This window comes from Plantactinospora siamensis (assembly GCF_042434095.1).
GTDB lineage: Bacteria > Actinomycetota > Actinomycetes > Mycobacteriales > Micromonosporaceae > KBS50.
The window spans coordinates 153,185-179,103 of sequence record NZ_JBHLUE010000001.1 but is presented as its reverse complement, the minus strand read 5'-3'; the positions used below and the strand labels follow the sequence as shown (position 1 = coordinate 179,103).

22 protein-coding genes are annotated in these 25,919 nt (G+C 71.6%); 11 read left to right on the top strand and 11 right to left on the bottom strand.

From position 1 onward, the window contains the following. Nucleotides 1–33 precede the first annotated feature (33 nt). Both ACFFHU_RS00735 and ACFFHU_RS00730 read right to left on the bottom strand, forming a co-directional pair. Complete coding sequence (locus ACFFHU_RS00735) at nt 34–825, bottom strand: M23 family metallopeptidase (protein ID WP_377334589.1); 792 nt, start codon at nt 823–825, stop codon at nt 34–36. A 275-nt stretch (nt 826–1,100) separates the two neighbouring features. Continuing rightward, nucleotides 1,101–1,805, bottom strand: coding sequence for a M23 family metallopeptidase (locus ACFFHU_RS00730; protein WP_377334587.1), 705 nt, complete (start codon nt 1,803–1,805; stop codon nt 1,101–1,103). Between the two features lie 435 nt (nt 1,806–2,240). Between ACFFHU_RS00730 and icmB the strand changes: the two genes are divergently transcribed. The 3 genes from icmB (at nt 2,241) to sucD (ending at nt 5,158) form a co-directional block, all read left to right on the top strand. Beyond that, nucleotides 2,241–2,645, top strand: coding sequence for a coenzyme B12-dependent isobutyryl CoA mutase small subunit (icmB, locus tag ACFFHU_RS00725; protein ID WP_377334585.1), 405 nt, complete (start codon nt 2,241–2,243; stop codon nt 2,643–2,645). Between the two features lie 445 nt (nt 2,646–3,090). Continuing rightward, nucleotides 3,091–4,269 (top strand): ADP-forming succinate--CoA ligase subunit beta, encoded by a 1,179-nt coding sequence (gene sucC / locus ACFFHU_RS00720; RefSeq protein WP_377334583.1) that lies wholly within the window; start codon nt 3,091–3,093, stop codon nt 4,267–4,269. Between the two features lies 1 nt (nt 4,270). Then, nucleotides 4,271–5,158: a succinate--CoA ligase subunit alpha gene (gene sucD, locus ACFFHU_RS00715; protein ID WP_377334581.1), complete on the top strand. Its 888-nt coding sequence runs from the start codon at nt 4,271–4,273 to the stop codon at nt 5,156–5,158. Nucleotides 5,159–5,322: 164 nt separating this feature from the next. Here sucD and ACFFHU_RS00710 read toward each other — a convergent pair whose 3' ends face one another. Further along, the gene (locus ACFFHU_RS00710) at nt 5,323–5,583 is read right to left on the bottom strand and encodes a DUF4190 domain-containing protein (protein ID WP_377334579.1); all 261 of its coding nucleotides are present in this window, start codon (nt 5,581–5,583) and stop codon (nt 5,323–5,325) included. A gap of 154 nt (nt 5,584–5,737) precedes the next feature. Between ACFFHU_RS00710 and ACFFHU_RS00705 the strand changes: the two genes are divergently transcribed. Continuing rightward, nucleotides 5,738–7,126: a cell division protein PerM gene (locus ACFFHU_RS00705; RefSeq protein ID WP_377334577.1), complete on the top strand. Its 1,389-nt coding sequence runs from the start codon at nt 5,738–5,740 to the stop codon at nt 7,124–7,126. 249 nt (nt 7,127–7,375) lie between these two features. Here ACFFHU_RS00705 and ACFFHU_RS00700 read toward each other — a convergent pair whose 3' ends face one another. Continuing rightward, entirely contained in the window at nt 7,376–8,029 is a 654-nt protein-coding gene (locus ACFFHU_RS00700; protein ID WP_377334575.1) for a DUF4190 domain-containing protein, read from the bottom strand. 237 nt (nt 8,030–8,266) lie between these two features. Here ACFFHU_RS00700 and purN point away from each other — a divergent pair, with 237 nt between their 5' ends. The 3 genes from purN to ACFFHU_RS00685 all read left to right on the top strand — a co-directional run bounded on the left by purN (nt 8,267) and on the right by ACFFHU_RS00685 (nt 13,555). After that, nucleotides 8,267–8,887, top strand: a complete 621-nt coding sequence (gene purN, locus ACFFHU_RS00695) for a phosphoribosylglycinamide formyltransferase (RefSeq protein WP_377334573.1) — start codon at nt 8,267–8,269, stop codon at nt 8,885–8,887. Then, nucleotides 8,884–10,467, top strand: coding sequence for a bifunctional phosphoribosylaminoimidazolecarboxamide formyltransferase/IMP cyclohydrolase (purH, locus tag ACFFHU_RS00690; protein ID WP_377334571.1), 1,584 nt, complete (start codon nt 8,884–8,886; stop codon nt 10,465–10,467). Before purN ends, purH begins: the two co-directional genes overlap by 4 nt. A gap of 454 nt (nt 10,468–10,921) precedes the next feature. Then, nucleotides 10,922–13,555 (top strand): beta propeller repeat protein, encoded by a 2,634-nt coding sequence (locus ACFFHU_RS00685; RefSeq protein ID WP_377334569.1) that lies wholly within the window; start codon nt 10,922–10,924, stop codon nt 13,553–13,555. 325 nt (nt 13,556–13,880) lie between these two features. Here ACFFHU_RS00685 and ACFFHU_RS00680 read toward each other — a convergent pair whose 3' ends face one another. From ACFFHU_RS00680 to ACFFHU_RS00655, 6 genes are all read right to left on the bottom strand, one after another. Then, on the bottom strand, nt 13,881–14,795 hold the full coding sequence (locus tag ACFFHU_RS00680; RefSeq protein WP_377334567.1) for a DUF559 domain-containing protein: 915 nt from the start codon (nt 14,793–14,795) through the stop codon (nt 13,881–13,883). Nucleotides 14,796–14,936: 141 nt separating this feature from the next. Continuing rightward, nucleotides 14,937–16,001 carry an ABC transporter ATP-binding protein gene (locus tag ACFFHU_RS00675; protein ID WP_377334565.1) on the bottom strand — a complete coding sequence of 355 codons (1,065 nt, stop codon included), beginning with the start codon at nt 15,999–16,001 and terminating at the stop codon, nt 14,937–14,939. Next, a complete protein-coding gene (locus tag ACFFHU_RS00670; protein ID WP_377334563.1) occupies nt 15,991–17,022 on the bottom strand; it encodes an ABC transporter ATP-binding protein in 1,032 nt (343 codons plus the stop codon). The genes ACFFHU_RS00675 and ACFFHU_RS00670 overlap by 11 nt, the downstream gene beginning before the upstream one ends. A gap of 6 nt (nt 17,023–17,028) precedes the next feature. Further along, nucleotides 17,029–17,979, bottom strand: a complete 951-nt coding sequence (locus tag ACFFHU_RS00665; RefSeq protein WP_377334561.1) for an ABC transporter permease — start codon at nt 17,977–17,979, stop codon at nt 17,029–17,031. Next, nucleotides 17,972–18,877: an ABC transporter permease gene (locus ACFFHU_RS00660; protein ID WP_377334861.1), complete on the bottom strand. Its 906-nt coding sequence runs from the start codon at nt 18,875–18,877 to the stop codon at nt 17,972–17,974. Before ACFFHU_RS00660 ends, ACFFHU_RS00665 begins: the two co-directional genes overlap by 8 nt. A gap of 205 nt (nt 18,878–19,082) precedes the next feature. Then, entirely contained in the window at nt 19,083–20,708 is a 1,626-nt protein-coding gene (locus ACFFHU_RS00655; protein ID WP_377334559.1) for a peptide ABC transporter substrate-binding protein, read from the bottom strand. 308 nt (nt 20,709–21,016) lie between these two features. Here ACFFHU_RS00655 and ACFFHU_RS00650 point away from each other — a divergent pair, with 308 nt between their 5' ends. Together ACFFHU_RS00650 and mdh are read left to right on the top strand one after the other, a co-directional pair. Beyond that, nucleotides 21,017–21,877 carry a bifunctional methylenetetrahydrofolate dehydrogenase/methenyltetrahydrofolate cyclohydrolase gene (locus tag ACFFHU_RS00650; RefSeq protein WP_377334557.1) on the top strand — a complete coding sequence of 287 codons (861 nt, stop codon included), beginning with the start codon at nt 21,017–21,019 and terminating at the stop codon, nt 21,875–21,877. 160 nt (nt 21,878–22,037) lie between these two features. Further along, nucleotides 22,038–22,988, top strand: a complete 951-nt coding sequence (mdh, locus tag ACFFHU_RS00645; RefSeq protein ID WP_377334555.1) for a malate dehydrogenase — start codon at nt 22,038–22,040, stop codon at nt 22,986–22,988. 100 nt (nt 22,989–23,088) lie between these two features. Here the strand turns inward: mdh and ACFFHU_RS00640 are convergent, their stop codons facing one another. Further along, on the bottom strand, nt 23,089–23,868 hold the full coding sequence (locus tag ACFFHU_RS00640; RefSeq protein WP_377334553.1) for a TetR/AcrR family transcriptional regulator C-terminal domain-containing protein: 780 nt from the start codon (nt 23,866–23,868) through the stop codon (nt 23,089–23,091). 93 nt (nt 23,869–23,961) lie between these two features. Between ACFFHU_RS00640 and ACFFHU_RS00635 the strand changes: the two genes are divergently transcribed. After that, on the top strand, nt 23,962–24,360 hold the full coding sequence (locus tag ACFFHU_RS00635) for a VOC family protein (RefSeq protein WP_377334551.1): 399 nt from the start codon (nt 23,962–23,964) through the stop codon (nt 24,358–24,360). 71 nt (nt 24,361–24,431) lie between these two features. Further along, complete coding sequence (locus ACFFHU_RS00630; protein WP_377334549.1) at nt 24,432–25,649, top strand: NADP-dependent isocitrate dehydrogenase; 1,218 nt, start codon at nt 24,432–24,434, stop codon at nt 25,647–25,649. Nucleotides 25,650–25,919: the final 270 nt, after the last annotated feature.

The following is a 25,919-nucleotide window of genomic DNA, read 5'->3' as shown; positions in this document are numbered from 1 at the left end:
GCGAGCACCGGCCGCCGGACCCCGCCGCCGGGCTCAGCAGCCGAGGTTGACGCCGCGCTGGCGCATGAACGGCGCCGGGTCGATCTGGTTCCACAGCTCGCCCTTGTGCACCTCGAAGTGCAGGTGCGGGCCGGTGGCATCGCCCGTGGCGCCCTCGTAGCCGATGACCTGACCCGCCTTCACCTTCTGACCCACGCTGACCGCGACCCGGCTCTGGTGGGCGTAGTGGGTGAGGTAGCCGTTGCCGTGGTCGATGACCACGGAGTTGCCGTACCCGGAGAAGTCCGCGCCGGCGTTGACGACGATACCGGCGCCGGCCGCGTGGATGGGCGTGCCCTCCGGCTCGGCCAGGTCGATGCCGGCGTGCAGCACGCCGCCCCGGTCCCCGAAGCAGGAGGTGACCTCGGCGCCCGGCATCGGACTCACCCAGGCGGGCCTGGGCTTCGGCTTCGGCTTGGGCTTCGACCTGGTGGTGTGCTTGGGCGCCGGCTTGCGGCTCGGCGTCGCGGTCGGCGTCGGGCTCGCGGTGGCGGAGACGCTCGCGCTGGGCGAGGGGGTGCTGGGCGCGGTGAGCGGGTCCCGGCGGGACCGGTCGGCCCGGTCCAGGGACTGCGCCCGGCTGTCGATCTGCCCGTTCACGCCGGGGTCGGTCCCGGGCGTTCCGCCGGCGTACAGCGCCACGCCGCCGCCCGCGACGACGGCCAGGGCGGCGAGGACCAGCAGCGCCCGCACCCACGAGCGGGGGCGGTCGGGGCTGCGGTGTCGGCCGTCGTCGGCCGTACGCGCCTCGTCGGTGGGCTCGGGGGTGGGATTGCCAGAATGCACAGAGGGACCTTCTGTCGATGGATAACGGGCCGCCGAACATGGTGGTTGACCAGGCCCTACTTCATTACCAGCGGGTCCGATAGCGTCGAAGGACGTCAATTTAAAGGGCACTGCTATGCCCGATTTCCTGCCCGGCTGGCCGGTCCGCCCGCCGGCCGCGATGTGAGGGCCGGCACATCGACGGGTGTGACCAGCGCAACCCCGGCGGCTTCCGGGCAACGAAAAACCGCCCAGACACGAGGTCTGGGCGGTTCCGGCGTACGGGAGGTGGCGCGCTACTGCGCGAACAGGCTCTCGGTCTTGAGCTTGAGGTCGACACCGCGGTCGTCCAGGAACGGCACCGGGTCGGTGGGCTGGCCGTTCACGTGCACCTCGAAGTGCAGGTGCGAGCCGTACGAGTGACCGGTGTTGCCGACCAGGCCGAGCTGGTCGCCGGCCTTGACCTTCTGTCCCTCCTGGACCAGGAGCTTGGACGAGTGGCCGTAGATGGCCTCGGTGCCGTCGTCATGCTGGACGATGACCGTGTAGCCGTACCCGCCGTACCAGCCGGCCTTGGTGACCACACCGGCGTGCGCCGACAGGTAGGGCGTGCCCTCCGGGGCGGCCAGGTCCACGCCGGCGTGCATCTCGCCCCACCGCTCGCCGTACGGGGCGATGAGGTCGTAGTCGCTGAGCGGGAGCTTCCAGCTCTCCTGCGCGCTGGTGTCGGCCAGGGCGCCGCGGTCGTTGGCCCGGGAGGCCCGGGAGGCGTCATCGGCGCGGGTCGTGAGGTCGCCCTGGGCGGCCGCGGCCTGCTTCAGTCCGGCGAGGACCGTCGGGTCGGCGCTCTTGGCGTCGGGCATGGCGCCCGCGCCGAGCGCGACGATGCCGGCGCCGACGAAGGCGCCGGTGACAACCGCCGCGTAGCGGGCGCGCGGTGGAGTGGGCACGCGACGACGGCCGCGATATCGATCGGGCTCAGACGACAGGCGCTGACGCACGCACACCCTCCGTATCGGACGTTGCGGTCTGGGCCGGCTTCGGTGTTCGCCGTCCTGTTAGCCGGTTGACCGGGCCGCCGGTCCGGTCCGGAAACCAGATGACGACCGCAGACACGGTAGCCAACCCCTAGGCGACTCACAAGTTGCACCGCTGAATTCCTGACACGGTGTGCGGCATTCGGGGCTGAATTGACACCTAACATAACCATTTGAGGATGGGGTCGTTAGTGGCGCAGAGTAACCTCAGGTCGGACGGGGGGTCATCCGAATGGCCCCCTCGGCCACCCCTCCCGGACAGGTCTGCGGGGCGGCCCCTAGGGGTATGACCCGGGCGGCCGGCCGCGGAGTGACTTCGGTCGTCCCGGCTTACCGCGTAGCCGTGGCGCGGGTTACCGTTCGTTCAGGTAGCCGTGGATGTCCTGGAAGGTGTCGTTGATGAGCTCTCGGATCCGGGTAGTCGTCGCCAAGCCGGGCCTGGACGGGCACGACCGCGGCGCGAAGGTGGTGGCGCGCGCCCTCCGGGACGCCGGCATGGAGGTGATCTACACCGGCCTGCACCAGACGCCGGAGCAGATCGTCGAGGCGGCGATCCAGGAGGACGCCGACGCGGTGGGCCTGTCCGTGCTCTCCGGCGCCCACATGACCCTCTTCAAGCGGGTGATCGAGCTGCTGACCGAACGGGACGCGGCCGACATGGTCGTCTTCGGCGGCGGCATCATCCCGGAGGCCGACATTCCGGAGCTGGAGCGGCTCGGGGTCGCTAAGATCTTTACGCCGGGCGCCACCACGCAGTCCATCGTGGAGTGGGTGCGGGCGAACGTCGGGCAGCCGGTCGGCTGAGCGTCGGCCGGCCCGTCGGCTGCGGTCTCGCGCCGCCCGAAGCGCGATCCGGGGGCGCCGCGAAGGCAGATCCGGCCGTACGCGGGCAGGGGGAGAGGCCGGACGCACCCCTCACACGTCCGGCCTCTCTATGCACGATGCCCCGCCGCCACCCCTCGACCGACAGGGCATCGGCCGCTCCCGCCGTCGCGCTCGATCAGCGCTCCGACACCTGAATCAACGATGGCCCGAGGTGGGGGTTACGGGCCCCCGGCCGCCTGCCCCGGGGCCGCCGGCCGCCGCTGTGCATTACGGCACAGGACGTACCCGCTCGGTTGCCGGCGCCGGCCACCTCGCTAGGCTGCGCCCAATGGCCTGTTTATCGCGGTAACAGGCGGCAAATTGTTTTCTCAACGCTGGTGGCGGCGCGACGGCGCGCCGCGGAGACGGGACGGGACGCGCAATCGTGGACCTGTACGAGTACCAGGGGCGGGACCTGTTCGAGCGGCACGGCTTGCCCGTGCTCGCGGGCGGCGTCGCCACGACCCCGGAGGAGGCCCGCGCCATCGCCGAACGCCTCGGCGGCCGGGTGGTCGTCAAGGCACAGGTGAAGGTCGGCGGCCGGGGCAAGGCCGGTGGCGTGAAGCTGGCCGACGGCCCGGACGAGGCGGTGGCCCGGTCCACCGACATCCTCGGAATGGACATCAAGGGCCACACGGTGCACAAGGTGATGATCACCGTCACCGCCGACATCGCCGACGAGTACTACTTCTCATACCTGCTGGACCGGGCGAACCGCACCTTCCTGTGCATCGCCAGCGTGGCCGGCGGGATGGACATCGAGCAGGTGGCCGCCGAGACCCCGGACAAGGTCGTCAAGACCCCGATCGACGCCAACAAGGGCGTGGACGAGGCCACGGCCCGGCAGATCGTCACCGCGGCCGGCTTCCCGGCCGAGGTGGCCGACCAGGTGGTCGAAGTCGCGGTCGGCCTCTGGCAGGCGTTCGTGGCCGAGGACGCCACCCTGGTCGAGGTGAACCCGCTGGCCAAGACGGCGGACGGCAAGGTCCTGCTGCTGGACGCCAAGATCACCCTGGACGCCAACGCGGCCTTCCGGCACCCGGACCACGAGGCGCTGGTCGACCAGGCCTCGGTGGATCCGCTGGAGCAGAAGGCCAAGGAGAAGGACCTCAACTACGTCAAGCTCGACGGCGAGGTCGGCATCATCGGCAACGGCGCCGGGCTGGTCATGTCGACCCTCGACGTGGTGGCGTACGCGGGCGAGGGGCACGGCGGCGTCAAGCCGGCCAACTTCCTCGACATCGGCGGCGGCGCGAGCGCCGCGGTGATGGCCAACGGCCTGGAGATCGTCCTGTCCGACCCGTCGGTGCGGAGCGTCTTCGTCAACGTCTTCGGCGGCATCACCGCCTGCGACGAGGTCGCCAACGGCATCATTCAGGCCCTCGCCCTGCTGGAGCAGCGCGGCGAGAAGGTCACCAAGCCGCTGGTGGTCCGGCTGGACGGCAACAACGCCGAGGCCGGCCGGGCGATCCTGGAGAAGGCCAACAACCCGCTCGTGCAGCGGGTGGACACCATGGATGGAGCGGCCGAGCGGGCCGCCGAGCTCGCGGCTGCGGGGGTCTGAGATGGCAATCTGGCTGACCAAGGACTCGAAGGTCATCGTGCAGGGGATGACCGGCTCCGAGGGCATGAAGCACACCCGCCGGATGCTGGCCGCCGGCACCACGGTGGTCGGTGGCGTCAACCCGCGTAAGGCGGGCCAGAACGTCGACTTCGACGGCACCGAGCTGCCGGTCTTCGCGGGCGTCGCCGACGCCATGGCGGCCACCGGCGCCGACGTCACGGTGATCTTCGTACCGCCGCAGTTCACCAAGGCCGCGGTGGTCGAGGCCATCGACGCGGGCATCGGCCTGGCAGTGGTGATCACCGAGGGCGTGCCGGTGCACGACACCGCCGCCTTCTGGGCGTACAACCAGGCCCAGGGCGAGCGCACCCGGATCATCGGCCCGAACTGCCCGGGCATCGCCTCCCCGGCCGCGTCGAACGCGGGCATCATCCCGGCCGACATCACCGGCGCCGGCCGGATCGGCCTGGTCAGCAAGAGCGGCACGCTGACCTACCAGATGATGTACGAGCTGCGCGACATCGGCTTCTCCACCTGCGTGGGCATCGGCGGTGACCCGATCATCGGCACCACCCACATCGACGCGCTGCGGGCCTTCCAGGAGGACCCGGAGACCGACGCCATCGTGATGATCGGCGAGATCGGCGGGGACGCCGAGGAGCGGGCGGCCGAGTTCATCAAGGCCAACGTGACCAAGCCGGTGGTGGGCTACATCGCCGGCTTCACGGCCCCGCCCGGAAAGACGATGGGGCATGCCGGCGCCATCATCTCCGGCTCGGCCGGCACCGCGGACGCCAAGAAGGCGGCCCTGGAGGCCGTGGGCGTCAAGGTGGGCAAGACCCCCACCGAGACGGCGAAGCTGATGCGGGAGATCATGTCCGGCAGCTGAGCCGGGAGCGCAAACGCGAACAGCGGGGGCAGGCGAATCGCCTGCCCCCGCTCACCGTTTGTGTCCTCGCGGCCGGTGTCCGTGCGGCCGGCGTTCTGGCGCCTGGTGTTCCGGCGCCGTGGACCGGCTGTCGCTCGGCCGCCGGCCGTGGACGGCTCGGTTCGTCAGGAGGACATGCCCGGGTAGTGACCCGTGGCCCGCAGGATCCCGCTGACCACGATGTTCACCACGCCCAGCGCGATGGCGACGTAGCCGAGCACGGGGGACTTGCCGAACTTCTTGGCGTCGCGGATCGACAGCCAGCCGAAGACGATGCCGAGAAGTCCGCAGCAGATGAGACCGAGGACGATGCCGAGCACGCCCCACAGGGTCGTGCGGTCGTTTCCGGCGGGGGTGCTCTGCGGCGGCGGGTATGGATCCGTCATCTATATCTCCTGGTTGAAGCAAGCGATGCATGATCGCAGGTAGGCCAGAGGCTAGCGTGCGGGGAGCGTAATCGCTGCCCCGTTTCCAACCAACGCGCAGGTGGTGGTGGTGTCGCTCCTGCGTCGGCGGTCGGGCATGCCACAGTAGATCGTGATGTCACCCGCCCGCCCCGACCAACCCGACCGCGTCGACGCCGGCCCGAGCCGGCCGTCCGGCGCGCCGGACGCTGGGCGCCGAGCCGAGCGGGACCGGGAGTCGGGCCGCCGCGGCGGGTCGCCGGAGCGGCGGGCCGACCGGGAGCGGGACCTGGGCCGCCGCGGCGCACGCCCGCGGGTGCCTCGGCAGCGGTCGCTGTCCGCCCGCCGGGCGCCGCTGCCGGTGGCGGCCGCGGTGGCGGCGGGCTGGGCGGCGCTCGTCTCGTACCTCCCGGTGGCCGCGGCCATGTCGCTCGGCCGGTTCGGCGGACCGGTCACCACGCCGGACGGCGCGTTGCGGGCCGGGCTGGCGGCCTGGCTGCTCGGCCACGGCGTACCGCTGCCCACCTCGGCCGGCCCGGTCGGGCTGGTGCCGCTGGCGGTCAGCGTGCTGGCCGGTTGGCGGCTGCTCCGGGCCGGCGTACACGTCACGCGGGCCATCGGCGCGCGGCATCGCGGCACCGTCCGGCAGGCGCTCGCCGTCGGACCAGCGGTCGGCATCGGGTACGGGGTGCTGGGCGCGCTCGCCGCGCTCGGTCTGGGACAGGCCGGGCCCGCCGTGTCGCCGGTCCGGGCCGGGCTGACCCTGGCGGTCTTCGGGACGGTGGCGGCCCTGCTGGGCGCGCTTCCCGCCACCGGGGTGCTGGGCGGCTGGCTGCCCCGGACGCCGCCGGTGTTGCGCGACGGTCTGCGTACCGGCGCGGTGGCGGCGCTGCTGCTGCTCGGCGCCGGCGCGGGCGCCGCGGGGCTCGCGGTGGCCACCGGCGGCGGCGAGGCCGGCGACATGATCGGCGCCTACCGGACGGGGGTGGCCGGGCAGGCCGGCATCACCCTGCTCAGCCTCGCGTACGCCCCGAACGCGTCGGTGTGGGCGGCGAGCTATCTGCTCGGCCCGGGCTTCGCGGTGGGCGCCGGCACCGTCGTACGGGTCACCGAGGTCACCGTCGGCGGGCTGCCCGCCGTACCGCTGCTGGCCGGACTCCCCACCGGGCCGGTGGGTGGGCTCGGGGCGTTCCTGCTCGCGGTGCCCGTGCTCGCCGGCGCGGCCGCCGGCACCCTGCTGGTACGACGGTTGGCGCGGGCATCCGGGCGGGACGCCGCCGGATTGGCCTGGGGCCCCCTGCTGGCGGCCGCGGCGGTCGCCGGACCCGCGGGCGGGGTCCTGCTCGGACTGCTCGCGCTGGCCGCCGGCGGCCCGCTCGGCGGCGGCCGGCTCACCCGGATCGGGCCCGATGCCTGGCAGACCGGCGCGGTGGCGGCGGCCGTGCTGGCGCTCGGCGCGCTGCTCGGGGCGGCCCTGACCCGGACGTTCTACGTGGCCCGCCGCCGGCCGCGCGTCCGCCGCTGACCCCCCTCGCTCCCCGCCCGGCCCCGCCTTGACCGGCGTCAAGCGGCTCTTGGTTCCGTTGCTGGCGCCGAAGGCGCACGTGACTCACCCACGGTGACCTCGCCCAGGGGCGATCCGACATCGAAACGCCATGCCCGAGAGTCATAACTATGACTGTCAGGCATGGCGCTTCCGCATGTCCTCGCGGAGCGGCGGTGCCGGGGGGAGGATTTCCGGCGCGGATGAAGCTGGGGCGGGCGCGGTCCGGGGCTAGCCGCCGAGGACGCCGCTGCGGCCCAACGCCACCCGGCCGATGATGGCGAGGATGCCGAGCACCACGGCCACCGCGCCACAGATGAGGCCGGTCATGGCCTGGCCCCGGTTGGTCGCCAGCCCCTGGTCGGCCTTCTGCTTGCCGAGGTAGCCGAGCACGATGCCGGCGATCCCGGCGGCGATGCCGATGTAGAAGCAGCAGACCAGCGGGATGCCGGCGATACCGAAGATCATGCCGAGCAGTCCGAGGGTGTTGCTCGGGGCCTGCGGCGGCTGGCCGTAGCCGGGCTGGCCGGGCATCCCGCCGTACGGCTGGCCCGGCTGCTGCCCGTACGGTTCCGGGTACTGCGGGGCGCCGTACGGCGGCTGCTGGCCGTAGGGCGGCTGCTGCCCATAGGGCTGGCCCGAGGTGGGCTGGCCGTAGGGCTGGCCCGAGGTGGGCTGGCCGTACGGCTGGCCCGAGGTGGGCTGTTGGCCGTAGGGCGGCTGCTGGCCGTAGGGCTGGCCCGAGGTGGGCTGCTGCCCGTGGGCCGGCTGGCCGTACGGCGGCTGCGGCTCCGGCGGCGGCGCGTACGGGTCCTGGTATTGCGGCGCAGACGGGTCCTGCGGTTGCTGGCCGTACGGGTCCTGGCCTGGATAGCCGGGCTGCATGTCGGCTCCTTCGTCGAAGAGGGGACGTTGTCACGGTAGTGGATCGCGTCGCCCCGCCGGACGCTGTGGCCGCGTGGCCACCTCAAGGCGACCTCCCGGCGACGCTGCGGTCCCCCATGAGCGCCGGACGCACCGACCGGCGGACGCACCGACCGGCGGGTGCGCCGGCCGGCGGCGGCAGACAGCGGCGGGTGCGCCGACCGCTGGGTGCGGCGGCCGGCCCGGTAGGGTGCTCGGGTGACCGACCCAGCGCCGGCCGCCCGGCTCGTCGTCCTCGTCTCGGGCTCCGGCAGCAACCTGCAGGCGCTGCTCGACGCGACCGCGGATCCCGGCTACGGCGCCCGGGTGGTGGCGGTGGGCGCGGACCGGGAGGGCATCGCCGGCCTGGACCGGGCCGCCCGAGCCGGGGTGCCGACCTTCGTGGACCGGGTGCCCGCGTACCCGACCCGGGACGAGTGGGACCGGGCGCTCACCGAGCACGTCGGGGCGTACCGGCCGGACCTGGTGATCTCGGCCGGCTTCCTGAAGCTGGTCGGTCCGCACTTCCTGGCCGCCTTCGGCGACCGCTACCTGAACACCCACAACTCGCTGCTGCCCGCCTTCCCCGGCATCCACGGGCCGCGGGACGCCCTCGACTACGGCGTCAAGGTGGCCGGTGCCACGTTGTTCTTCGTGGACGCCGGGATCGACACCGGACCGATCGTCGCCCAGGTGGCGGTGCCGGTGCTGGACGGCGACGACGAGGAGAGCCTCACCGAACGCATCAAGGAAGCCGAGCGGCGCCAGCTGGTCGAGCAGGTCGGCCGGCTGGTCCGCGAGGGATGGACGATCACCGGAAGAAGGGTCACCGTTCCATGACCGAGGGCACCGCCACCCAGGGCGACCGCCGGCCGATCCGGCGGGCGCTGGTCAGCGTGTACGACAAGAGCGGGCTGACCGAGTTGGCGACCGCGCTGCACGCCGCGGGCGTGGAGATCGTCTCCACCGGTTCGACCGCCGCCACGATCGAGAAGGCCGGCGTGCCGGTCACCTCGGTCGAGGCGGTCACGGAGTTTCCGGAGTGCCTGGACGGCCGGGTGAAGACGCTGCACCCGCGGGTGCACGCCGGCCTGCTGGCCGACCTGCGCAAACCGGAGCACGTGCGGCAGCTCGCCGAGCTCGGCATCGAGCCGTTCGACCTGCTGGTGTCGAACCTCTACCCGTTCACCGAGACGGTGGCCTCCGGCGCCTCCGTGGACGAGTGCGTGGAGCAGATCGACATCGGCGGTCCGGCCATGGTCCGGGCGGCCGCCAAGAACCACCCCTCCGTCGCCGTGGTGACGGCGGTTGACGCGTACCCGATGATCATGCGTGCCCTCGACGCGGGTGGCTTCACCCCGGCGGAGCGCCGGGGGCTCGCGGCCCGGGCCTTCGCGGACATCGCGGCGTACGACGCGGCCGTGGCGAACTGGTGCGCCGTGACCCTGGACGACGCGGCGGACGAGTGGCCGGCCAGCGCTGGGCTGGCGCTGGAGCGCCGGGCCACCCTGCGGTACGGGGAGAACCCGCACCAGGCGGCGGCGCTCTACACCGACCCGGCGGCCGCGCCCGGGCTGGCCCAGGCGGAGCAACTGCACGGCAAGGAGATGTCGTACAACAACTACGTGGACGCCGACGCCGCCTGGCGGGCGGTGCACGACTTCGGGCCGGACGCCCCGGCGGTGGCCGTGATCAAGCACGCCAACCCGTGCGGCATCGCAGTGGGCGCGGACCTGGCCGACGCCCATCGCAAGGCCCACGCCTGCGACCCGGTCTCCGCCTATGGCGGCGTGATCGCGGTGAACGGGCCGGTGTCGGTGGAGCTGGCCAAGCAGGTGGCCGACATCTTCACCGAGGTCATCGTGGCCCCCGCGTTCGCCCCGGGCGCCGTCGACGTGCTGTCCGGGAGGAAGAACCTGCGTGTCCTGCGCGCGCCGGAGTGGGCGCCGGCGCCGGCCGAGTGGCGGCAGGTCAGCGGTGGGATGCTCGTGCAGCTGGCCGACCGGGTGGACGCGCCCGGCGACGACCCGGGCGCCTGGACGCTGGCCTCGGGCGAGCCCGCCGACGACGCCACGCTGCGCGACCTGCTGTTCGCCTGGCGGGCGATCCGCTCGGTGAAGAGCAACGCCATCCTGCTGGCCCACGACCAGGCGACGGTGGGGGTCGGGATGGGTCAGGTGAACCGGGTGGACTCCGCACACCTGGCCGTCACCCGGGCCGGCGCCGACCGGGCGCGCGGCGCGGTGGCCGCCTCCGACGCGTTCTTCCCGTTCGCCGACGGGCTCCAGGTGCTGATCGACGCCGGCGTACGGGCCGTGGTGCAGCCGGGCGGGTCGATCCGGGACGAAGAGGTGGTGGCCGCGGCCGCCGACGCCGGCGTCACCATGTATCTCACCGGCACCCGGCACTTCTTCCACTGACGCGGCGGCCGGACCCGGCCTGCTGTCGGCGGCCCCGGCCCCTGTCGCCCGGCCGGCTGCTGTCGCCGAACCCGGCCTGCTGTCGGCGACCCCGGCCTGCTGTCGGCGACCCCGGCCTGCTGTCGGCGGACCCGGCCCCACCCCGGTGGGTTGGGCCGAACCGGTGATTGCCATCGGGCGACTGGCTGACGGCGGTCGATGTGTGGGCCGGTCGGGCTGACCGATCCGTCGACCCCGGTCGACGGATCGGTCAAATGTGTCCGCTCGCGGTCGTCGCGGGCCACCAGCTGTAACACCAGTGCCGCGACCCGTCGCTGTATCGATCGGAGTTGGCGTGCGCGTGGGGGGCGGCGCGCCGACGCCGCGACGGTCGCCGCCGATGGGGACGACGGCCGGTTCCACCCCCGACCTCCCGGACGGCAAACACCGGGCGGTCCCCTCAGCTGGAGGACCCATGTTGAAGTCACGCTGGCGCAAGCCGGCGGTCGCCGCGGGCGCCCTGGTGGTCGTCGCCGCGCTCGGCGGGGTAGCAGTCACCAACCACGAGGTGCGTGAGGCCCTGGGCATCGCGCACGAGCCCGGCGAGGGGCTGCCGGCGCAGCCCCGCGAATGGGCCGAGATGATCGCCGGCGAGGACCCGGCGGAGGCCGGCGCGGAGGCCTTCGAGGCCAGCACCCTGGCCGCACAGTTCGCCGAGGCCCGGACCGCGCCCGGGATCGTCGCACCCGGCGCCTATTCGAACGCGTACTCCCAGCTGACCGCGCTGCCGGCCACCGCCGGGACCTGGCGTGAGCCGACCAAGCTGCCGTACGACGCGGACGACCCGCGCTACCGCGACTACTACTCGAACTCGTCCGGCGGCGCCGGCAAGGTCACCGGCCGGATCACCGGCCTGGCCGCCGACAACGGCGGGTACGTCTACGCGGCCGGCGCCGACGGCGGGGTCTGGCGCTCGACGACCGGGGGCGGCCGGTGGACGCCGATCGCCGACAAGCTGCCCAGCCTGTCCAGCGGTGACCTCGTGCTCGCCGGCGACGGATCGCTCTGGTACGCCACCGGCGAGGGCAACACCGGCGGCACCGCCTACGTCGGCTCCGGCGTCTACCGGCTGGCCAACCCGCGCGGCGGGCAGTTCGCCACCACCGACCGGGTGGGCGGGCCCGAACTGGAGAGCACGGTCATCAACAAGCTCCGGTTCTTCGACGGCAAGGTCTGGGCCGCCACCAACCGGGGGCTGTACTCGCACGCCATGACCGGCACGACCGGCGCCTGGAAACTCGAGTTCGCGCCCAACCCGAGCTACCTGCCGGGCGGGACGGACGCGAGCAACCCCAACGCGGCGTACAAGAACATCGTCAACGATGTGGCGGGCGACCCGCGCAACCCGCGGCACGTCGTGGCGGCCTCCGCGTGGCGCTCCGGCGACGCGTACAACGGCTTCTACGAGACCACCGACTACGCCGCCGGCGGCTGGCGGAAGGTCAATCCCACCGGCGCCATGCCGGCCGACGACATCGGGTACGTGACCTTCGCGTTCTCCGCCGACGGCGGGACGCTGTACGCGATCAACCAGTCGCCCCGGCTGCTGAACAAGGCGACCGGCACCGTGAACAGCTACCTCGACGGCGTCTACGTCTCCAGCACCGGCAACCCGGCCGGCCCGTGGAACAAGATCGCCGACTCGCAGAAGCTGGCCAACTCGGGCTCCGCGCTCAAGCAGTCGGTCGGCGGCAAGGGCTACGGCCCCGGCATCCAGGCCTGGTACAACCAGTTCATGACGGTCGACCCGGCCAACCCCAAGCACGTCTGGGTGGGTCTGGAGGAGGTCTACGAGACCACCGACGGCGGGGCGACCTGGAAGACCATCGGGCCGTACTGGAACTTCTACTTCTCCTGCTGGGACCTCAGCGACGCCAAGAACACCTGCCCGGACTCCACCCACCCCGACCAGCACTCGGTGGCGGTGGGCAACGGGTCCGTCTACGTCGGCAACGACGGCGGCGTCTACAAGCGGCCGGTGAACGGCCAGACCAACGCCAACGGCAATGCGACCGACTGGGCCAGCCTGAACGACGGCACCATCGACGCCCTGCAGTACTACTCGGTGGCGGTGGGCAAGGACCCGGAGAAGTCCGGCGTGGTGGTGTCCGGTGGCCTGCAGGACAACGGCGCCTCCATCCTGCGGCCCGGGGACACGGTGATGGGCTCGCACTTCGGCGGCGACGGCGGCGACGCGCTGGCCGACCCGGCGAACGGCTGCCGGCAGGTCCAGGAGTACACCAACCTGGCGATGCGGATGACCGAGAACTGCGCGGTCAACCCGGGGGCGGCGTCGCTGGACGAGGCCACCTCGCGGTCCATCCAGCCGTACAACAACCAGCCCGGTGACGAGCCGGCCCGGTTCATCGCCCCGTTCTCGCCCGACGACAAGGACGCGAAGGTCTGGGTCGCCGGCGGGCAGCACGTCTGGGTGAACACCGCCGGTTTCGGCATCAAGGACGGCAAGGGCTGGAAGAACGTCTTCGACCTCGGCGCCGGCCACACCGCGACTGCCGTCTCGGTCTCCGCCGGCGTGGCGTACGTGAGCTGGTGCGGGCCGTGCAACAACAGCGGTTTCGCCCGGGGCATCGCCACCGGGAAGGTGACCGACCCGGCGAGCTGGCACCAGCTCACCCTCCCGGGTGACTTCCCGAACCGCTTCGTCCAGGGCTTCGGGATCGACCCGGCCAACCCGGCCCACGTCTACGCGGCGGTCAACGGCTTCTCGCGCCGCTTCACCGAGGGTCCGGGCGCCGGCATCGGGCACGTGTACGAGTCGACGGACTCCGGAGCGACCTGGAAGGACGTCTCGGGCAACCTGCCGGACGTACCGGCCAGCTCGCTCAAGGTGCTCCCGAACGGCGCGCTGATCCTGGCGACCGATCTGGCGCCGTTCTACCGGGCGCCGGGTGCCACCGGCTGGCAGCGGTTCGGCGCCGGGGCGCCGCTGACCGTGGGCATGGACATCGAGTACTCGGCCACCAACAACACGGTGTACCTCGCCACGCACGGCCGGGGCATCTGGTCGTTCGCCCTGTCCCAGCTCTGACAATGTCCCCGTCGGTGGCCGGCCTCGCCGTTGTGGCCACCGACGGGGACCCGGCGGGCCGGTACCGGAGATCCTCCGGTACCGGCCCTTTCTGGTCCGTCCCGGTCTCCGTCCCGGTCCGGCCTTCTGGTTCGTCCCGGTCCGGCCTCCTGGTTCGTTCCGGTCCGGCCTCCTGGTCCACCCCGGTCCGGCCTTCTGGCCCGTCCCGGTCCGGCCTTCTGGGCCCGGCCACGGACGTCTCGGTCCGGCCTTCTGGGCCCGGCCACGGACGTCTCGGTCCGGCCTTCTGGGCCCGGCCACGGGCGTCGCGGGCGTTGGCGCGGGTTCAGGCCGCCCGGCGGTTCCGACGCGCGCGTCCGATCTCGGCCACTACCCGGTCTGGGTGTCGCAGCACGTCGTCGGCCGTGAAGCGAAGCACGATCCAGCCGGTGGCGTGCAGCGCGTTGAGCCGGGCCACGTCCCGCTGGAAGTGTGCGCGTTCCCGGTGGTGGTCGCCCTCGTACTCGATGGCGATCAATAGCTCCGGGTAGGCCAGGTCGACGCGGGCCAGCCAGCGCCCGTTGCTGTCGTGGACGTCGTGCTGGGCGACGGGACGGGGCAGGCCCGCGTCGATGATCAGCAGGCGTAGCCGGGACTCCATCGGTGACTCGGCGAGCGGTTCGGCAAGCGTGAGCACCTGCCGGAGGAGGGTGACGCGCGGCCACCCGGCGCGTTCTGTGGCGTACCGGATGAGCGCCGGCAGCTTCAGCGTTCGGCGATGCAGCAGCGCGTCGACCGCGATCAGCGCATCGGCCAGCGGCGCCCGGCGGCCGAGGTCGAAGGCCGTGCGTACGGGCGAGGTCACGGGCAGGTTGGCGAAGCGCACCACGTCACCCGGGTCCAGCCGGGTATGAGCGGCGGTAATGCGCTCATGGCGGCGCATGCTCACGGCCAGCGGTACCGCGACCGAGACCGCCCGGGTCTGCGCCGGTGAACGAGGAAGCAGGTCGACTCCCCATAGAAAGGCGGCGCTCAAGCCGCCGATCGCGGCGCCCTGCGGTAGCACGAGCGCCACGGCATCGCACCACATCCGGTGGTCATCGGGGCAGAAGGCGTCGGCATGGACGTACACGTCGGGAAGGAGGCGCCGCCACATCCGGCCCTCCAGCTTGCGCCGGCTCAGCAGGCCATCGGCGACGGCCGTGCTTCCGCGGAACGGCAGGAAACCGAGCCGGCGCGGGAGGACGGCGTGACGGGGCACTGGAGCAGCCTGCCCCACCCCGGCACTCCGCCGGGGTCTCCGCTCGCCGCCTGTGGATAACTCACGCACCTCGGCTACGACGTATACGCCAACCACCTCACCGGGGCTGCGTGAGGTGGTTGGCGTATACGTCGCCGTGGCTCAGCCCGCGACTGCGGCCTTCAGCTCCGGGAAGTGGCAGGCGCTGGGGTGGGCGTCGCCGGCGGTGCCGGCGTCCGTGCCGGCGCGCGCGGCGAGGGTGGGGGTGGGGAGCGGGACTGTGCGCGGGGTGAGCGTGGGCTCCTCCCGAGCGCAGATGTCCTGCGCCTTCCAGCACCGTGTGCGGAACCGGCAGCCGGACGGCGGGTCGGCCGGCGAGGGCACGTCGCCGGTCAGCCGGATGACCTCGCGCCGGGCCCGCGCGTCCGGGTCGGGGACCGGCACCGCGGAGAGCAGGGCCTGGGTGTACGGGTGGGTGGGCCGCTCGTAGATCTCCTCGTGCGTGCCCAGCTCCACGGCCTTGCCCAGATACATCACCATTACCCGCTCGGACAGGTGGCGCACGACCGACAGGTCGTGCGCGATGAAGATGTACGAGAGCCCGAACTCGTCCTGCAGTTGCTCCAGAAGGTTGATCACCTGTGCCTGGATCGACACGTCGAGCGCGCTGACCGGCTCGTCACAGATGATGATCTCGGGACGCAGGGCCAGCGCCCGGGCGATGCCGATGCGCTGCCGTTGGCCGCCGGAGAACTGGTGCGGGTACCGGTTGAGGTGTTCGGGGTTGAGCCCGACCACCTCCAGCAACTCCTGCACCCGGCGCCGCCGGTCGCCCCGGGGCGCGGCGTCGGGGTGGATGTTGAAGGGCTCGCCGATGATGTCGCCGACGGTCATCCGCGGGTTCAACGAGCTGTACGGGTCCTGCATGACCATCTGGATGTTCCGCCGCATCCGCCGCAGCTGACCGCCGGATGCCTTGAACAGGTCGACGTCGCCCAGCGTGGCCGCGCCCGAGGTGGGTGTCTCCAGCCGCATCAGCAGCCGGGCCAGCGTCGACTTGCCGCAGCCGGACTCGCCGACGATGCCCAGCGTCTCGCCCCGGTGCAGCTGGAAGCTGACACCGTCGACCGCCTTGACGGCGCCCACCTGACGTTGAAAGAGCACGCCCTGGGTCACCGGGAAGTGCTTGACCACGTCCCGGACGTCCAACACCACGTCAGCGCTCATCGAGCACCTCCTGTGCGAAGTGGCAGGCACTGGTCCTGCCGCCGCCCAGCGCCAGGCTCGGCGGAACAACGTCCGCGCAGACGTCGCGGCGGTAGGGGCAGCGCGGGTGGAAGGCGCATCCGCTGGGGATGGCCATGAGGTTGGGCGGCAGGCCCTTGATGCTGGCGAGCCGGTGTCCGCGCTGGTCCAGGCGGGGGATCGACTCCAGCAGACCCTTCGTGTACGGGTGGGCCGGCGCTCGGTACAGCGAATGCACGTCGGCATGCTCGACGATCCGGCCGGCGTACATCACCGCGATGCGGTCCGCCACGTCGGCCACCACGCCGAGATCGTGCGTGATGAGGATCATCGCCATGTCCAGCTCGCGACGCAGCTCGGCGAGCAGGTCCATGATCTGCGCCTGCACCGTCACGTCGAGCGCGGTGGTGGGCTCGTCGGCGATGAGCACCTTCGGGTTCATGGCGAGCGCCATCGCGATCATCACCCGCTGCCGCATGCCGCCGGAGAACTGGTGCGGGTAGTCGCCCACCCGCTGCTTCGCGGCCGGGATCCGGACCAGGTCCATCAGCTCGACGGCCCGCTTCCGGGCCTCGCTCCGGGACATCTTCTCGCGCAGCCGCAGCGTCTCGGCGATCTGCCAGCCGACCGGGAAGACCGGGTTGAGCGCCGACAGCGCGTCCTGGAAGATCATTGCGATCTCCTTGCCGCGTACCCGTCGCCGTTCGTCGGTGCGCATGGTCAGCAGGTCGCGGCCCCGGTACCGGATCTCCCCGGCGGGGATGACCGCCGGCGGCATGTCGAGCAGGCCCATGATGGCCTGCGCGGTGACCGACTTGCCCGAGCCGGACTCGCCGAGCACCGCGAGGGTCTCCCCGGCGTCCAGGTGGTACGAGACGCCGTTGATGACCCGGGCCACGCCGTCCCGGGTGTGGAACTCGACGTGCAGGTCCCGCACCTCGAGCAGGTGGTCGGCGCCGCCCTCGGGCCGTCCAGCGCCGACGGGAGAGACTTCAACACTCATCGTGAATCACCGCAGCTTCGGGTCGAAGGCGTCGCGGATCGCGTCGCCGAGCATGATGAAGGCGAGCACGGTCAGGGCCAGGAACGTGGACGGCACGATCAGCGGCAGCGCCGACTCGCGCATGTGCACCCGGCCGGTGTCGATGTCGATGCCCCAGGAGATGGTCGGCGCCTTGAGGCCGATGCCGAGGAACGACAGGGTGGCCTCGGCCGCGATGAACGAGCCGAGCGCGATGGTGAGCACCACGATGGCCGGCGCCAGCGCGTTGGGCAGGATGTGCCGCCACATGATGCGGCCGTTGCCGGCGCCGAGCATCCGGGCCGCCGCCACGTAGTCCTGCTGGCGTGCGGTGATCACGGAGGAGCGCACCACCCGGGCGGCGGTGGTCCAGCCCAGCACGGCCAGCACCAGGATCACCGCGAACAGCCGGGCGTCCGGGCTGTTCGAGCTGATCCGCTTCAGCAGCACGATGGCGGCCAGCAGCAGCGGGATGCCCAGGACGATGTCGATGAGCCGGGACAGGACCGCGTCGACCCAGCCGCCGAAGTATCCGGCCAGCATGCCGACCACCACGGCCACGATGCCGGTGAACAGCGCCGACAGCGCACCCACCAGCAGCGAGGCGCGGGCGCCGTACACCGAGCGGGCGTACACGTCGCAGCCCTGGAAGTCGTACCCGAACAGGGCCGAGCCGGCCGGCCCGCCGTTCTGCCGGGCCAGGACGCAGTCCCGCGGGTCGCTGCCGGTGAACAGGGCCGGCACGGCCGCCATGGCGGTCACCAGCAGCACCAGGGCCAGCGAGATCCAGAAGATCGGGTTGCGGCGCAGGTCCCGCCAGGCGTGCCCGGCCAGGCTGCGGGTCTTGGTGGCGTCGCCGGCCGGGCCGGCCGGGCCGGCCGGCTTGCCCGGCGCCGCCCCGGGGGCCTCGACGGCCGCGACGGTTTCCAGGTCACTCATAGCGGATCCTCGGGTCGAGTACGGCGTACAGGACGTCCACCACCAGGTTGGAGACCAGGTAGACCACGACCAGGACGCTGACGATGCCCACCACCAGCGGGCCGTCCTCGGTCTTGATCGCGCGGAAGAGGTTGAAGCCCACGCCGGGGATGTTGAACACGCCCTCGGTGATGATCGCGCCGCTCATCAGGTTGCCCAGCTCGACGCCGAGGAACGTGACGACCGGGATGAGCGAGTTGCGCAGCACGTGCACGCTCACCACCCGGCGGCGCAGCAGGCCCTTGCTGGTGGCGGTCCGCACGTAGTCGGCGCGCAGGTTCTCCGCGACGGAGGTACGGGTCAGCCGCAGCGCGGTGGCCAGCGAGAGCGAGCCGAGCACGATGCCGGGCAGCAGCAGCGCGTACCAGGTCGGCGCCGAACCGGCGGTGGGCGGGAAGAGCTGCCACTTCACCCCGAGGAAGTACTGCGCCAGCGGCGCCAGCACGATGGTCGGGATGCCGAGGACCAGCAGGGTCAGCACGAGCGTGGAGTTGTCGAAGAGGCTGGCCCGGCGGATGCCGGCCACCACCCCGGCGGTGACGCCGACCAGGATGGCCACGGCCAGCGCGATCACGGCCAGCCGGATCGTCACCGGCCAGGCCTGGGCCAGGATGTCCGCGATGCGCCGGCCGGTGAGCGACTCGCCCAGGTTCCCCCGCAGCAGGTTGCCCACGTAGTCGGCGTACCGGTAGAAGAAGCCGCCGATGCCGGTGGCGTCGAGGTGGTATTTCTCGGTCAGGTACGCCCGCTGCGCGGCCGTGACCGGCCGTTCGCCGGCGAGCGCCTGGATCGGGTCGCCCTGCCCGGCGAACATCAGCGCGTAGACGATGAGCGTGGTTCCGAAGAACGCCACGACCATCTGCAGCAGGCGCCGAAGGATGTAGCGGAACACTGTCGCGGTCTCCCTCATGCGGGGACGTCGAACTCAGGGGAAATGGGCGGGCTTCCCGGCGTACCGGAAGGGATGCGCAAGCCCGGCGGTCGGTGCCGGTCCGGGCGGCGTTGCCCGGACCGGCATCCCGGGCGGTGGGTCGACCCCTACCGGGCCGGCCCACCGCCGTCGATCAGCTCGCCGATTCGATCTTCAGCAGGTTGACCCGGGAGAACAGGTCCACCTCGACGTTCTTGACCTTGGTCGAGTAGCCGTAGGTGTTCTGCCCGAACCGCAGCGGGACCACCGGCATGTCCTTGGCCAGGATGTCCTCGGCCTGCTGGTACTTCTTGATGGCCGCGGCCTGGCTCGGCGCGGCCGAACCCTCCTTGACCAGCTTGTCGAACTGCGGGTTGCTGTAGCCGTAGTAGTTCGACGAGCCGCCGGTGCTGTACAGCGGGCCGAGGTAGTCCTCCATCGACGGGTAGTCCATCACCCAGCCCATCCGGAACAGGCCCACCGGCTGCTTCTTCTCCACCTTGGTCAGCAGGTCGGCGAACTTCGGCTCGGCCGAGCCGACGCAGTCCACGCCCAGGTTGGCCTTGAGCTGGTTGCAGGTCGCGTCCACCCAGTCCTTGTGGCCACCGTCGCCGTTGTAGGAGATGGTGATCTTCGACGGGCCGCCCGCGGCCGTGTACAGCTGCTTGGCCTTGGCCGGGTCGAACTTGCCCGCGTCGCCCGCGGTGTTGTCCCGGTAGCCGGGCACGACGGGGGAGACGAACGACCGTGCCGACGTCTGCGAGCCCTTGAAGATGGACTTGGTGATCTCGTCCCGGTCGATCGCCATGGAGATCGCGCGCCGGACGTCCGGGTTGCTGTACTCCTTCTGGAAGGTCGGGAACGCCAGGAACTGGAACGACGACATCGGGCTGGTCTGGTACCGGTCACCCAGGTCGGTCGGCGCGGTGCTCAGGTTCTCGGTGGGCACCGTGGGCAGCACGTCCAGGTTGTCCGCCAGCACGTCCGCGTACGCCGCGGTGAGCTGCTGGTAGATCCGGAACTCGACGTCGTTCACCTTGGGCTTCTGGCCCGGGAAGGCGTCGTACTTGACGACCTCGACCTTCGAGTCGTGCTGCCAGCTGCCCTTCATCTTGAACGGACCCTGGCCGATCGGGGCGTTCTCGTAGTCGGCCTTGAGCACGCCGGGGGCGGAGAAGGCCGCCTGGGGCAGCGGGTAGAACGCGGTGTAGCCGAGCATCGTCTTGAAGTCGATGTACGGCTGCGACAGCGTGACCGAGAAGGTGAGGTCGTCGACCTTCTTCAGCCCGGACAGCGTCTTGGCGGTCGGGGTGACCGTCTTGCCCTTCGAGTCGGTCGTCTGCATGGCGTCGTAGCCGGCGATCTTCTCGAAGAAGTAGCTGTTGCCTTGCCCGTTGGGACCGTACGCCCCGTAGTTCCAGGCGTTGAGGTAGTTGTCCGACGTGACCTTCTCGCCGTTGTGGAAGGTGTAGCCGGGCTTGAGCTTGATGGTCCAGACCTTGTTGTCCGTCGTGGTCACCGACTGGGCGGCGACCTCGTACGGCTTGTTCTTGGCGTCGTAGTCGACCAGCGGGCTGAACAGCGCCGCGAGCACCTGCGAGCCGGAGGTCTCGCTGGTGTTGGTCGGTACGAGGTGCTGCGGCTCGGCGATCTCGATGCTCACCGCGCCGTTGGGGGTGCTGCCGCCCGAGCCGCCGCTACCGCCGCTGCCGCAGGCCGCAAGGCCGAGCACGGCGGCGAGCGGGAGCGCGGTCCAGGCAGCCAGCCTGCGAACCTGCATGGGGCCTCCTTCGTCTCCTCATGTCACGCAGGAACCGGCCATGGTTACGCAGCGCGACGATGGGCAAAGGTAGGTCTCCGGGGGCGGGCCGACAAATGCCTGTGATACGGGCGATTCCCGAAATAGCCCGATGACCGGTTTTCGACCGCCGGGAGTGACCAATGACACCGCCCGCCTCGGCCCGACCCGCCGACCCGACCCGCCGCCGGCCCGGTCCGTCGCCGGCCTGATCGGCCGACCCGACCCGCCGACCGGATGTGATCCGCCGCCGGCCCGATCCGCCGACCCGGACGTGAGAGCATCAGCATGTGACGGCGACCGTTCTGGATGGCAAGGCGACCGCGGCCGAGATCAAGGATGAACTGCGAGCCCGGGTGAAGGCGCTGGCCGAGCGCGGCATCACCCCGGGCCTGGGCACCGTGCTGGTCGGCGACGACCCCGGCTCCCAGGCGTACGTCAACGGCAAGCACCGGGACTGCGCCGAGGTGGGGATCGCCTCGATCCGCCGTGAGCTGCCGGCCGAGGCCACGCAGGAGCAGGTCGACGCCGTGGTGGCCGAGCTGAACGCCGACCCGGCCTGCCACGGATACATCGTGCAGCTGCCGCTGCCGGCCCAGATCGACACCCAGCGCGTGCTGGAGTCGATCGACCCGGACAAGGACGCCGACGGCCTGCACCCGGTCAACCTGGGGCGGCTGGTGCTCGGCTACTCCGGGCCGCTGCCGTGCACCCCGCGGGGCATCGTCGACCTGCTCCGCCGGCACGACGTGCCGCTGCGCGGGGCCGAGGTGGTCGTGGTGGGCCGGGGCAACACGGTGGGGCGGCCGCTCGGCCTGCTGCTCACCCGGCGGACCGAGAACGCCACCGTCACCCTGTGCCACACCGGCACCCTCGACCTGGCGGCGCACACCCGGGCGGCGGACATCGTGATCGTGGCCGCCGGCGTACCCGGGCTGCTCACCGCCGACATGGTGCGGCCCGGCGCCGTGGTGGTCGATGTGGGGATCACCCGGGTGATCGGCGCGGACGGCAAGGGCCGGTACACCGGGGACGTGGCGCCCGAGGTCCGCGAGGTGGCCGGCGCCGTCGTCCCGATGCCCGGCGGAGTGGGCCCAATGACCCGCGCCATGCTCCTCACCAACGTGGTCGAGCGCGCCGAGCAGATGTAAGGAAGGGCCCCTTCTTATCGTTTTCCGTATAGCAGGGGCCCCTTGTTAACGGCCCCAACGGTCGGTGATCCGCGGAACCGACGCCGCCCCTGGCCGGTCCGGTGACACGATGGCTGATACGGTCCGGAAAACCCGTCGTGTATCAGAGAGTGGGACGACCATGGGCAAAAAGGTCACCGTCGTCGGCGCCGGCTTCTACGGCTCGACGACGGCGCAGCGCCTCGCCGAGTACGACGTCTTCGACACCGTCGTGATCACCGACATCATCGACGGCAAGCCCGAGGGGCTGGCGCTGGACATCAACCAGTCGCGCCCGATCGAGGGCTTCGAGACGAAGGTCGTCGGGAAGACCACGGGCAAGAACGGCGAGGGCTACGAGGTCATCGAGGGCTCCGACGTCGTCGTGATCACGGCGGGCCTGGCCCGCAAGCCCGGCATGAGCCGGATGGACCTGCTGGAGACCAACGCCAAGATCGTCCGGCAGGTGGCCGAGCAGGTCGCCAAGTACGCCCCGAACGCCGTCGTCATCGTCGTCTCCAACCCGCTCGACGAGATGACCGCGGTGGCGCAGCTGGCCAGCCAGTTCCCCAAGAACCGGGTGCTGGGCCAGGCCGGCATGCTGGACACCGCGCGATTCAGCAACTTCGTGGCCGAGGCCCTCGACGTGCCGGTCGGCTCGGTGCGGACCCTCACCCTCGGCTCGCACGGCGACACGATGGTGCCGGTCCCGTCCCAGAGCACGGTGAACGGCAAGCCGCTGCGCGAGGCCATGCCGGCCGAGCAGATCGAGGAGCTGGTGGTCCGCACCCGCAACGGCGGCGCCGAGGTGGTCGCGCTGCTCAAGACCGGTTCGGCCTACTACGCCCCGTCCGCGGCCGCGGCCCGGATGGCGAAGGCGGTGGCGGAGGACTCCGGCGCGGTCATGCCGGTGTGCGCCTGGGTGGACGGCGAGTACGGCATCTCCGGCGTCTACCTGGGCGTCGAGGCCGAGATCGGCGCCGAGGGCGTGCGCCGGATCGTGGAGACCGACCTGGACGCCGACGAGCTGGCCAGCCTCAAGGCGGCCGCCGAGGCGGTCCGCGCCAAGCAGGGCGACGTCGCGAACATGTGAGCCGGTACGCGCGAAGCGCCCCGGACCCGCGGGTCCGGGGCGCTTCGCGCGTTAACAGGGGGCCCTTCCTATACCGAAAGCGATAACAAGGGGCCCTTCCTTACGTCTTCTCGATGAGGGCGGCCAGGCCGTCCAGCACCCGGGCCAGCCCGAACTCGTACGCCCGGTCCGGGTCGTACGCCGCGCCCTGCGCCGCGCCGGCCGCGGCGCCCACCCGGACGGCCAGCGGATATTCCCGCTCGTCCAGCACCCGGGCCAGCAGCGGGCCGTTGGCCGCCCACCACTCCTGCTCGCTCCGGGCGCTGTCCCGGCGGACGGCCCGGGTCTCGCCGGCCGTCCGGGCGGCCGCCCGGACGAAGTCGAGCAGGTAGGTCAGCGCCGCGTCCCGGCGCACGTCGTCCAGGCCGGTGTCGTCGAACGCGCGCAGCTCATAGTCGTACTTGGCCATCAGGCCCGGCCCCAGCGGCGGGCGACCGGTGGTCACGGCCGCAGCCCACGGGTGCGCGGCGTACAGGGTCCGGTTGTCGGCCGCCACGGCGGCCGCGCGGGCCCGCCACGACCGGCCGGAGCGGTCCGGTCGGGGCATCCGGGCATAGACCGTGTCGAGCATCAGGTCCAGCAGCTCGCCCTTGCCGGGCAGGTAGGTGTAGAGGCTCATGGGCGCGATGCCCAGCGCCTGGGCCACCGCGCGCATGGTGACCGCGTCCAGCCCGGCCGCGTCGGCGAGCGCGATGGCCGCGTCGACGATCTCGTCCACCGTGCGGCCCTGCCGCGGCCCCCGTCGCCGTCCGCGGCCGGCCGCCGGCGCCGCGACGGCGCGGCGCCAGAGCAACGCGAGGGTACGGCCGGGGTCGCCGGTCCCGGTGGCATCGGTGGTCACCGCGCCATTCTCGCAGGCAACAACACTGTACGACGTACGCTGTACAATGTGCGGCGACAGTGTGCCCGTCGACCAGCCGTGGAGCCGCCGCCCATGAAGATCACCGCCTCCGCCCTCTCGCTCAACGTCGCCGACGTGCGCGCGTCGGCCGATTTCGTCATCCGGCACCTCGGCTTCACCGAGGAGATGTCCGCGGACGGTTTCGTCTCGCTGAGCCGCCCGGACGCCGGGTTCAACCTGATCTTCCTGCGCACCGGCCTGCCCAGCCTCAAGCCGGCCGCGCTACGTGACCGGCACGCGGCCGGCCTGCTCGTGGCGTTCGTGGTGGACGACATCGACGCCGAGTACGACCGGATCCGGGCCGAGGGGGTGGAGATCACCACGCCTATCGAGACCGAGCCCTGGGGGGAGCGGTACTTCCAGGTCACCGATCCGAACGGGGTGATCCTGCAACTCGTACAGTGGGTACGCGAGCCCGGCTCACCGGCCTGACGCCCGCAGTCCCGGACCCATGCAGTACGCTCGTACTGCTTGAGCATGTCCCCCGAGAGGAGCGCCGGCCGATGGCGAAGATCAAGGTAACCAACCCGGTCGTAGAGCTCGACGGCGACGAGATGACCCGGATCATCTGGAAGCAGATCCGCGAGCAGCTGATCCTGCCCTACCTCGACGTCGACCTGCACTACTACGACCTGTCGATTCAGCACCGCGACGCCACCGACGACCAGGTCACCGTCGACGCGGCCAACGCCATCAAGCAGCACGGCGTGGGCGTCAAGTGCGCCACCATCACCCCCGACGAGGCCCGGGTCGACGAGTTCGGCCTGAAGAAGATGTGGCGCTCGCCCAACGGCACGATCCGGAACATCCTCGGCGGCGTGGTCTTCCGCGAGCCGATCATCATGTCGAACGTGCCGCGGCTGGTGCCGGGCTGGACCAAGCCCATCATCATCGGCCGGCACGCCCACGGCGACCAGTACAAGGCCACCGACTTCGTGGTCCCCGGCCCCGGCACGGTCACCATCACCTACACGCCGGAAGACGGCAGCCAGCCCGTCGAGATGCAGATCGCGAAGTTCCCGGGCGGCGGCGTCGCCATGGGCATGTACAACTTCGACGACAGCATCCGGGACTTCGCCCGCGCCTGCCTGCGGTACGGGCTGGACCGCGGCTACCCGGTGTACCTCTCGACGAAGAACACCATCCTCAAGGCGTACGACGGCCGGTTCAAGGACCTCTTCGCCGAGGTGTTCGAGAACGAGTTCAAGGGCGAGTTCGACGCCGCGGGCATCACGTACGAGCACCGGCTGATCGACGACATGGTGGCCGCCGCGCTGAAGTGGGAGGGCGGCTTCGTCTGGGCCGCCAAGAACTACGACGGCGACGTGCAGTCGGACACCGTGGCCCAGGGCTTCGGCTCGCTCGGCCTGATGACCTCGGTGCTGATGACCCCGGACGGCCGCACGGTCGAGGCGGAGGCCGCGCACGGCACGGTCACCCGGCACTACCGGCAGTACCAGAAGGGCGAGAAGACGTCGACCAACCCGATCGCGTCGATCTACGCCTGGACGCGGGGGCTGGCCCACCGCGGCAAGCTGGACAACACCCCGGCGGTCACCGAGTTCGCCGACACCCTGGAGCGGGTGATCGTGGACACCGTCGAGGGCGGCCAGATGACCAAGGACCTCGCGCTGCTGATCTCCCGCGACGCGCCGTGGCAGAGCACCGACGAGTTCATGGCCACGCTCGACGAGAACCTGGCCAAGCGCCTCAACGCCTGAGGTGTAAGGAAGGGCCCCTTGTTATCGCTTTTTGTATAGCAGGGGGCCCCTCTTAACGCCCGTCATCCCGTGCCTGCCGTCACCGGGCAGCGACCTCCGTCGTTGTACGGGGTGGACGTGATGCCAGTCACGTCCGGGAGATCGCCCGACCGGCGACACCCGTCCGGTGTCGGTCGGTGCCTCCCGGCTGTCGCGCACAGCCAGCCGTCCCTTCCCAGAGCGGGGGGCCCTGTCCCGGGCCCCCCGCACCCGTGTCGGCCGCTGCGCCGG

Excerpts from the sequence above, each read along its gene's own strand:
- icmB (WP_377334585.1), top strand. The coding sequence starts at position 2,241 with ATGAGCTCTCGGATCCGGGTAGTCGTCGCCAAGCCGGGCCTGGACGGG.
- ACFFHU_RS00660 (WP_377334861.1), bottom strand. The coding sequence starts at position 18,877 with ATGGTCGTGGCGTTCTTCGGAACCACGCTCATCGTCTACGCGCTGATG.
- ACFFHU_RS00675 (WP_377334565.1), bottom strand. The coding sequence starts at position 16,001 with ATGAGCGCTGACGTGGTGTTGGACGTCCGGGACGTGGTCAAGCACTTC.
- ACFFHU_RS00710 (WP_377334579.1), bottom strand. The coding sequence starts at position 5,583 with ATGACGGATCCATACCCGCCGCCGCAGAGCACCCCCGCCGGAAACGAC.
- ACFFHU_RS00630 (WP_377334549.1), top strand. The coding sequence starts at position 24,432 with ATGGCGAAGATCAAGGTAACCAACCCGGTCGTAGAGCTCGACGGCGAC.
- sucD (WP_377334581.1), top strand. The coding sequence starts at position 4,271 with ATGGCAATCTGGCTGACCAAGGACTCGAAGGTCATCGTGCAGGGGATG.
- ACFFHU_RS00655 (WP_377334559.1), bottom strand. The coding sequence starts at position 20,708 with ATGCAGGTTCGCAGGCTGGCTGCCTGGACCGCGCTCCCGCTCGCCGCC.
- ACFFHU_RS00670 (WP_377334563.1), bottom strand. The coding sequence starts at position 17,022 with ATGAGTGTTGAAGTCTCTCCCGTCGGCGCTGGACGGCCCGAGGGCGGC.
- ACFFHU_RS00635 (WP_377334551.1), top strand. The coding sequence starts at position 23,962 with ATGAAGATCACCGCCTCCGCCCTCTCGCTCAACGTCGCCGACGTGCGC.
- ACFFHU_RS00685 (WP_377334569.1), top strand. The coding sequence starts at position 10,922 with ATGTTGAAGTCACGCTGGCGCAAGCCGGCGGTCGCCGCGGGCGCCCTG.
- ACFFHU_RS00665 (WP_377334561.1), bottom strand. The coding sequence starts at position 17,979 with ATGAGTGACCTGGAAACCGTCGCGGCCGTCGAGGCCCCCGGGGCGGCG.
- purH (WP_377334571.1), top strand. The coding sequence starts at position 8,884 with ATGACCGAGGGCACCGCCACCCAGGGCGACCGCCGGCCGATCCGGCGG.
- ACFFHU_RS00700 (WP_377334575.1), bottom strand. The coding sequence starts at position 8,029 with ATGCAGCCCGGCTATCCAGGCCAGGACCCGTACGGCCAGCAACCGCAG.
- mdh (WP_377334555.1), top strand. The coding sequence starts at position 22,038 with ATGGGCAAAAAGGTCACCGTCGTCGGCGCCGGCTTCTACGGCTCGACG.
- ACFFHU_RS00705 (WP_377334577.1), top strand. The coding sequence starts at position 5,738 with ATGTCACCCGCCCGCCCCGACCAACCCGACCGCGTCGACGCCGGCCCG.